The 7,755-nt window shown below is 51.6% G+C and carries 9 protein-coding genes; 5 read left to right on the top strand and 4 right to left on the bottom strand.

Features of this window, described 5'->3' with window-relative positions:
• The first annotated feature begins 72 nt into the window (after positions 1-72).
• Positions 73-669 (top strand): DUF1780 domain-containing protein, encoded by a 597-nt coding sequence (locus MJ768_RS02490; protein ID WP_239287755.1) that lies wholly within the window; start codon positions 73-75, stop codon positions 667-669.
• Positions 670-760: 91 nt separating this feature from the next.
• The gene (locus tag MJ768_RS02485) at positions 761-1,225 is read left to right on the top strand and encodes a hypothetical protein (RefSeq protein ID WP_239287754.1); all 465 of its coding nucleotides are present in this window, start codon (positions 761-763) and stop codon (positions 1,223-1,225) included.
• Positions 1,226-2,218: 993 nt separating this feature from the next.
• On the opposite strand, the gene MJ768_RS02480 is transcribed toward MJ768_RS02485, so the two are convergent.
• Genes MJ768_RS02480 through MJ768_RS02465 form a run of 4 tightly spaced genes read right to left on the bottom strand, consistent with a single transcriptional unit; the run spans position 2,219 to position 4,193 of the window.
• Positions 2,219-2,722, bottom strand: a complete 504-nt coding sequence (locus MJ768_RS02480; RefSeq protein WP_239287753.1) for a hypothetical protein — start codon at positions 2,720-2,722, stop codon at positions 2,219-2,221.
• Between the two features lie 33 nt (positions 2,723-2,755).
• Positions 2,756-2,965, bottom strand: a complete 210-nt coding sequence (locus tag MJ768_RS02475; RefSeq protein WP_239287752.1) for a hypothetical protein — start codon at positions 2,963-2,965, stop codon at positions 2,756-2,758.
• Between the two features lie 3 nt (positions 2,966-2,968).
• Complete coding sequence (locus MJ768_RS02470) at positions 2,969-3,256, bottom strand: hypothetical protein (protein ID WP_239287751.1); 288 nt, start codon at positions 3,254-3,256, stop codon at positions 2,969-2,971.
• Entirely contained in the window at positions 3,222-4,193 is a 972-nt protein-coding gene (locus MJ768_RS02465; RefSeq protein WP_239287750.1) for a ParM/StbA family protein, read from the bottom strand. The genes MJ768_RS02470 and MJ768_RS02465 overlap by 35 nt, the downstream gene beginning before the upstream one ends.
• 230 nt (positions 4,194-4,423) lie before the next feature.
• Here MJ768_RS02465 and MJ768_RS02460 point away from each other — a divergent pair, with 230 nt between their 5' ends.
• From MJ768_RS02460 to traD, 3 genes are all read left to right on the top strand, one after another.
• Entirely contained in the window at positions 4,424-5,275 is an 852-nt protein-coding gene (locus tag MJ768_RS02460; protein ID WP_239287749.1) for a replication initiator protein A, read from the top strand.
• A 203-nt stretch (positions 5,276-5,478) separates the two neighbouring features.
• Positions 5,479-5,937: a conjugative transfer protein MobI(A/C) gene (gene mobI / locus MJ768_RS02455; RefSeq protein WP_239287748.1), complete on the top strand. Its 459-nt coding sequence runs from the start codon at positions 5,479-5,481 to the stop codon at positions 5,935-5,937.
• Complete coding sequence (gene traD / locus MJ768_RS02450) at positions 5,934-7,754, top strand: conjugative transfer system coupling protein TraD (protein WP_239287747.1); 1,821 nt, start codon at positions 5,934-5,936, stop codon at positions 7,752-7,754. The genes mobI and traD overlap by 4 nt, the downstream gene beginning before the upstream one ends.
• Position 7,755 lies beyond the last annotated feature (1 nt).

The following is a 7,755-nucleotide window of genomic DNA, read 5'->3' as shown; positions in this document are numbered from 1 at the left end:
TCTACCCAAAGCTGAATCAGGTGTTCAGAATGGGGTTTTTCTACAGCGTCGTTAGCTGCCATGAATGATCAGATGTCGACCTCCGAAGCAGGTATACTCGCCGAAATGAAACGTTATTGGGCGGAGAGCCATCGGTTCTATTCAAACCCAGGTAAAGAAGATCGTGAACGCTGGGTCGTAGAAGAGTTCCTCAACTGCCTGTCTGTTCCTTTTACTAACGATGAATTGCAATCCCATCCTCAGTACAGCAAGGTCGATATCGAATTTCGTCAGGCACGATTCCAAATCAAGGAAATACCGAACCCCAATTTTCGACGTGGGGACGAAATCAAGGATACGTATCGCCGAGTGATGGAGGCGAAGACATTGCAAGACACTGTAGGGCCTGGCTTTGTCTATGAAGTGCCACCTGTTGTCAGCGGGTATGGCCTGGTTCGTGACAACGCACACAAGCTGGCGTTCGAAGAGAAGTACATCGATTGCAAAGCAAATATCGATCTCCTCTTCTATATCACACGCACAAGAGCCTCCATCGTTGAAATGAAAGATGTCAAAATCGAAGAACTGTCACCCCTCGGCTGGCGTTCGGTATCTTGCCTTATGGGTAGCCGAGCACTAGTTCTATATGCCACACTTGAAGCGCCTGCATTCCTGCATACTGCGCTATGAAAACAGCTAACCTTACAGTCAAGAGGGGCTGCGCGAGGCTTTATTCGCGCAGCCCCTTACTTTTACGTTGGGCATCATAGGAACCGATCTCATGAGCATCAGTGATGAACATTGTTTAGCCATTGGGAAAATCAGCGTTGCATTTGCTGAGCTTGAAAGCTGGCTTAGCTCATTCATTTGGTCGCTTATCAGTTCGGAGCAACATGTAGGTCAAATGGTCACCGCAGAAATGTCGTTTTCGCGCAAACTCGACCTTTTAGTTTCACTGTTTCAATACCGATGTAAAGACGCGCAGGAGCACGACCACCTTAAGGCACTTGTCAGCCGCCTATCCGACCTTGAACAACGGCCAAATACAGTGCAGCACTCGCTCTGGATTAGACAGACCGCTGATCCAACGGAAGCCACGCGACTGAAAATAACGGCTAAACGCAAACATGGATTGTCCCATGCAAAAGAAGTGCTGACATCACAGCCGCTTGAGTCTCTTGCAAGAAATCTACAGGTAGCCGTGTCTGAGCTATCATCCTTCATGGTCACGTTCCTCGCGAAATGATGCCCAACCCGACATTCAACCTGGTCTCCGCAAAAGCGCGGAGCCAGTTAATTTTACGTAGCCCACTCAATGCCCAAAGTGATTCCCGAAGTTCTTAAAGAGCACATCCTTCCGTTCAACTGGGATGTGTGCAAGGTTTGGGCAGTCGACACGGATACAGTTCAGGTTTCGTGTTCTGAATTCGCCTATCTCTTGGATCTACCGCTATGGTCATCGGTGCCCTGCCGTGGGTTGCTATTCGACACTTGCCTGATCGATGTCATTCGTAACCCTGGCGCCTCAGCTATCAGGCTCAACGCTTACATCAGACAGAGGTGGAATATCCGATAGACATACTGAAGTTGCAAGACAAGCAATGGATTCTTGATGGTGTTCACAGAATCGCGAAACATTTCATGTTGGGCAACGCGACGCTTCCCGCTCGTATTCATGATGAATCTATCATTGCTAAAATCAGAGTGGGCTAACCCTGCGGTCAACCGGACGCTGCGCGATAAAGCCGCGCCGCGCCAGTTACCTTGAACGTCTGCTTTCCGGAAAGTCAGATGGCCGGTATGTGTCGATAGTACGCAGTCGCCGAAGTTGGAAGCGGCCGTTCAGCGGCATTCCAAGCCAATGACCGGTGTACGTTGCATACCGGTCGTTCTCCACTCTAGTTGCCACCGGCAGCAATGTGTCGAAAGCACACGGTCGCGTTTCAAAAAAGCGGCCATTCTGAATGATTTCAGCGTCTATGACCGCTGATGGCTGTGTATCGGTCGTAGTTTCATCTGGACGCCACCGGCAGCAATGGCCGAAGTGGGTGCATTCCCCATTGGGGTATTGAGCAGCAGTCCATTGGCACATTCCAGAAGCTTATTTTGCCAGATTGGACGCCGAATACCAGTCGTTCGCAAATTGCCTCTTTTGTCCTGTGCCGAGCCATATGATTCGATCTGTTCGGACTGCAACTGTCTGTTTAAGTCTGAACTACTACAATTAAAGCAATTGGCCTCAGCGATGCAAACCGCCTACGCCGCTCCGCCTAATTGCACTTGCCATTTCCTGCTGGCGCAATTCGGACTTCATTGTCCAGAGGTGAGTCTTGTGCCAGTCTTCAGCGGTGCAGTCCTTGAAAGTCTTGGCACGCCATCTTGCTGCCCTCATTGCAGAGGGAGATGCCCAAAGCAAAAACCACAGGGTTATAACCGCAATGATTAACACCCAAACAAAAGACGCCATTGCACCCAAGGCGACAAAGAACACAAAACTCCATCCAAGCTTGATACCGCTATCTTCGGTTGCATGCTTAAACCCGGCCATCAAATCGTAAACGTACTGGGTAAGCGGGTTATTAAACTCAACCACGGTTTTGAAATCATATTTGGACGGCACGACCACATCTTGGTATTTTGGAAGGTCGAGAAGGCGGATCAGCAACCGAAACGCGCCGACAGTCAACCAGTAGCATGCAAATATCGCTACTATCGCGATGCTCAACAAAATCAAGATTCCCATTTTTGCCTTCAGTAACTCAATTATTTTTGCAATTTAGCCGATCAACCTCATCCCGCAATTTTTGGCCGCATCTCGGTCAAATGTTGCCGTATAACCACACCCCGCTTCGTTGGCCGAACGCTCGATCAAGCAGTCCAGGATGATCGCCCGAAAAAATGCGATGTGATGCCGTTCGATCTTTCTCTCAACCGCGATTGCTGGACGCATATCGACGATAATTTGTGTTTTCGCAAGCACTACCATGCATCAAACCTGATCGAATATTCTTTTCACGATCCCAGACGGGCTGCCGTGACTGGCTGGCTGAGTTACATCAGGAGTTGCTTCTTTAGCAGGGGTAACTACTGGAGCTTTGTTTATGGCTATCCCGCCACCTAGAACCGACAAACCAAGCGAGGCAAGCATCCGCATCCGTTCCGCTCTGGCGCGCAGGGGGAATGCAGACAGGTCGGCCTGCAATTCTGGATATCCCTCGAAATAATTGATGGTGATGCGCATCTTAGGCAGCACCTCCACGCCAGAACCCTCTTGCATTTGCGAATACAGAATCAGGGGCAACGGTTACCGGAACCTGATGGAAAGCGGCTTTGATTGCTGCTTCGTAGAATGGAGCACCTCCTCCAACCAACACAATCGTGTCGATATCAGAATCTTCTTTTCTGAGCGATTCTTGAAGTTGCGCGCCAACAATGTGGCCAACCTTGGATGATGCATCTGCCAGATAGGGTGCAATATCTATCCGCGCCCCAAAGACGGATACAGTGTTGCGTCCTGACCTGATCGCGTTCTCCAGCTTTCCTCTGCCTGGGTTGCCGCCATGATCCCTGGAAATTAATGCTGCAGTTTCATCCAGAATGACCGAGGCCGCATCCAGGCTTGTTCCAGATGAGGCTCGCTTGAATTCGCCGTTGACCAGCAATACCCAGTCAACCGAGAAGAAGCCGGGATCGACCACCAGAACGCTGGCATCCTCAACCTGGGTCGGGTCGGCGAGTCCGTGCAAGTAGTCCACAAACCCGCCCAAAGGTTGAGGCACGATCTTTACATCCTTTACTACAACCTTCCGGCATGGCGTAACCTGATGCTCGCCTTTCATGGTCTCGACCAGACGCGCACGAAGTTTGGCGTCGAAGTATTGGCTGGTTGGCAACCCGGTCACAATCTTGTCAATTTCACTCAAACCGGACAGCAGCAGGCCGGAATAAAACAACGCACGATAGGAATCCGTTGTGGTGAAATCCTTGTGCATCTCCCGCGCCCAGTTTTCGATTCTGTCGTGGCTGATCGCTGCGGCGAACTCGCGACCATCCACCAAAACGCGCACGGCATCGTCATCCCCCATGATTCTTTGCCCGATGTGATCCGACGGGGCTGCGCCTGCTGGGCGGTTCACCAATACAGGGTCGCCACCATTGTCGCCATAGGCAATTTTTAAATTCGAGTAACCAATATCCATTCCAATCACGCTCATTACCTTCTCCTTGAAATTAACTACACAACATCTACAGAACGTCTCCAGTTCGCCTGCACCGCAGCCACCGTAGCCAACAAGTGCCACAGCACGTCCACAGCACGTGTGCGAATTATTGATGAGCGAGAAAATATAATTCGGCAGATTCTCGGCAAATTTGCCGAAAATCTCGCTATCGTGCCAAATCGAACAAACTAAACTACCAACACATTCGTTTCGCTACACCTCCAATGCCGGTTCTCATATCGCCCGAGTCCTTCACTTATCTTTACTTGGCGGATGTGTTGAGCGCAGGCAAGGCCAGCACTCGTCCTGTCGTCTGCTCGCCATTTTCGTTATCTGCTCGTGATTTAGAGGCTCGGCGATTCGCTCTGGACGGACAGTTCTTCGAGATAACACCCAGCGCAACGGGGCTTCCGACTGTGCGCGACAAGGATGTCTTGATTTACTGCGTGAGTTGGTTGGCCAATGCACTATTTGATGAGCGGCACAAGGATTTGAGTCGCAATCTGCAATTTACCGCACGCGATTTTCTTGATTTCAGCAAACGCGGGATCGGCGGGGCTCAATACGATGGCTTGGCTCAGGCGCTGGATAGACTTGCCGGAAGCAAGATAACAACGAACATTTGCCCACCAGATGAAATCAAGGAATGCAGCGACAGCTTCAATTTGATTCGTTACGAGGCAGAACGGGATCGTGATGGACGCATTGATGCGGTGAGTATTGAGCTGCCCGAGCGGCTCTATCATTGCGCGACAGACTGGACGCAGGTATGTGTCATTTACCTGGACTACTTCTCGCTCGCGCCATTACGCAGGCTGATCTACATCCTCGCCAAAATACAGTGTGGCGAGTGGCAGCCGTGGGTTGTATCCCTAAATGAATTGCACCGTTTGACCGGGTGTTCCTCGCCCTTGCGCAAATTCAGAAATTCCGTGCAAGGACTGCTGACGGACAACGCTATCCCGGAATATCGAATTGAAATGGACGCGCAAGGAATGACGGTTACTTTTTACCGTTTGCCGGGGGCCACGCCAGGGCTTGTGCCGATTCCTGTAAAACGTTCCGCTTGTGTTTGAGTGATTCTGTAAATCGTTCCGCATTTAAGCGGATGAAATACAAGAAAGTTAATTCTGTAAAACGTTCCGCTTTGAGCTTTTCGGTGTGCTGTAAATCGATCCCATCTGCCGCGCGGAAACGGCGGTGCGCGTAGAAGTAAAGTTGCGCTGAAACGACAGATTCCGCACAGCAAATAATAGTTGTTTCTTTTGTAGAAAGAATCATGGAAGAGCAAGTCATGGATGAAATGGAGGTGGATGATGCGATCAGCATCTTGCGAGTCCGGCTGGAAGCACTTGAAACTAAGGCGGCAGATTTGTGCAAGCAACACTTTTATTTTGCCATGGCAGAAAACAAGGCAAGAGCATGGGAGCACAGGAGCGTCTTGTATGCACAGGCCAGAATGCGTGACAACACCCTGGGTGTTGCGTGGTACGAGATTCATTGGTATGGATCAAAGGCCGCCAAAACCCGCAGGATGACCAAAAATCTTATTCGCAAACCCAAAGGCAAGCACGGCTACAACCTGGATGCACTACTCAAGTTGGCCCAGCCATGGGAAATGGACATGGTGCGAGACACTGAACAAGAGCTATGCGCCATACGGCGCGAAGCGACATTCATTGGCAAGGCTATCGGGCAGCTCAATCACATCATCAAAAGTGAGGGTAGCCTCCGATGAAAGCATTCTACGAGTGGGAATCGCCGTGGCGACCAAATTTCGAGGCAACGATGTCGGCCTCGTGGGCAGGTGCTGCGTTGTTCACACTGATTGCGGCCAAATATATGCCAGTCCCTCTCCCTGTTAAGTTCAGCGCGATTGCGATGACTCTCTGTACCGGCATGGCCTTGTATCGCGGTATCGGGGCATGGCGCCGTTACGTCAACCTGACGCGCCTGGACAATTATGGCAAAGAATTCATCACCATTCCTGAGTTGATAAACAAGACAGCGGTGGCGACCCAAAAAAACTCTGTGTGGCTTGGCAAGGGCTTTGACTGGACGGATGTTGAATCGCAGCAGATGCACGCACTGATCGGGCAGGGTGTTGCACAGACCATCGGCAAGATCACCAACGAGCGTCACCTGGACGGCGCGTACTGGATACATGGTCTGGACAAAGAAACTGACCGGTTTATGGACATCGCCAATCTGGTCGGCCATACCTTGCTGGTTGGAACGACGCGGGTTGGTAAAACCAGAATGATGGAGTTGTTGATTGGTCAGGCAATCATTCGCAACGAAACCGTCATCATCATCGACCCGAAAGGGGATCATGCCCTGGCGGAAAACGCCAAACGGATATGTGCGGCAATGGGGCATCCGGAGCGTTTCGTGTACTTTCATCCCGCCCACCCGGAAAAGTCCACGCCCATCGACCCGATGCGTAACTGGAATCGCCGAACCGAACTAGCCAGTCGGGTTGCCGCGCTGATTCCATCCGAAACCGGCGCAGACCCGTTTGCGGCCTTTGGCTGGAAAGTGCTCAACGACATCGTGAACGGTTTGGTGGCAACGGGCGTGAGCCCCAATCTGGTTCACATGAAGCGTTATATTGAAGGTGGCGCGGACAACTTGCTGCTGAACACGTTGCGCCATCACTTCATCGACACCGTGCCGGAATGGGAGACGCGCTCCAGCGGGTTTGTGAAAAAACATCGTGACCGGATACTGGAAGCTTATATTGGTTTCTACAAGCAGATCGCCATCCACGAAGCGCAGTCGTCGGATCTGGATGGCCTGATTTCAACCTTCGAGCATAACCGCGACCACTTCCAAAAGATGGTCGCATCGCTCATCCCGATTCTGTCCATGCTGACCTCTGAGCCGCTGGCGGAACTTCTGTCGCCGGAATTCAAAACAGGGGATCAAAAGCAAGCGACCGACATGGCGAAGATCATCAACAACAACCAGGTACTCTATCTCGGCCTTGATAGCCTGGCTGATGGCACGGTCGGGAGTGCCATAGGCTCAATCATGCTGGCCGATCTGACCGCAGTGGCCGGTGATCGCTATAACTATGGAATCGCCTCAAACAAGCCGGTCAATCTCTTTATCGACGAAGCGGCAGAGGTCATCAACCAGCCCACCATCCAGCTCATGAACAAGGGCGGCGGCGCGCTCTTCAGGGTGACGATTGCGGCGCAGACGTTCGCGGATTTTCCTGCGCGGCTTGGTGATGAGAACAAGGCGCGCCAGGTGCTCGCCAACATCAACAATCAAATTGTGCTGCGTGTGATTGACGCGGAGACGCAACAATACATCGCCGACAGCATGCCCAAGATCAAAGCACAATCGCTAAGCATCAGGTACGGTCATGGCGTTGATGCGAAGATACAGGACGAATATCAGTCGTCCTATCAGGAATCCATGTTGGCGGAAGAAGTGGAGTTGTTCCCCGCCGCGATGCTTGGTAACCTTCCTCCGCTGCACTTCTTGGCCAGGATGTCAGGCGGGCGGGTCATCAAAGGCAGATTGCCAATCTTGAAGGCGGAATGAC

The organism is Candidatus Nitrotoga sp. 1052 (assembly GCF_927312905.1).
In the GTDB taxonomy this organism is placed as follows: domain Bacteria; phylum Pseudomonadota; class Gammaproteobacteria; order Burkholderiales; family Gallionellaceae; genus Nitrotoga.
The sequence above is the reverse complement of the archived record's forward strand: the minus strand, read 5'-3'. Positions and strand labels throughout refer to the sequence as shown.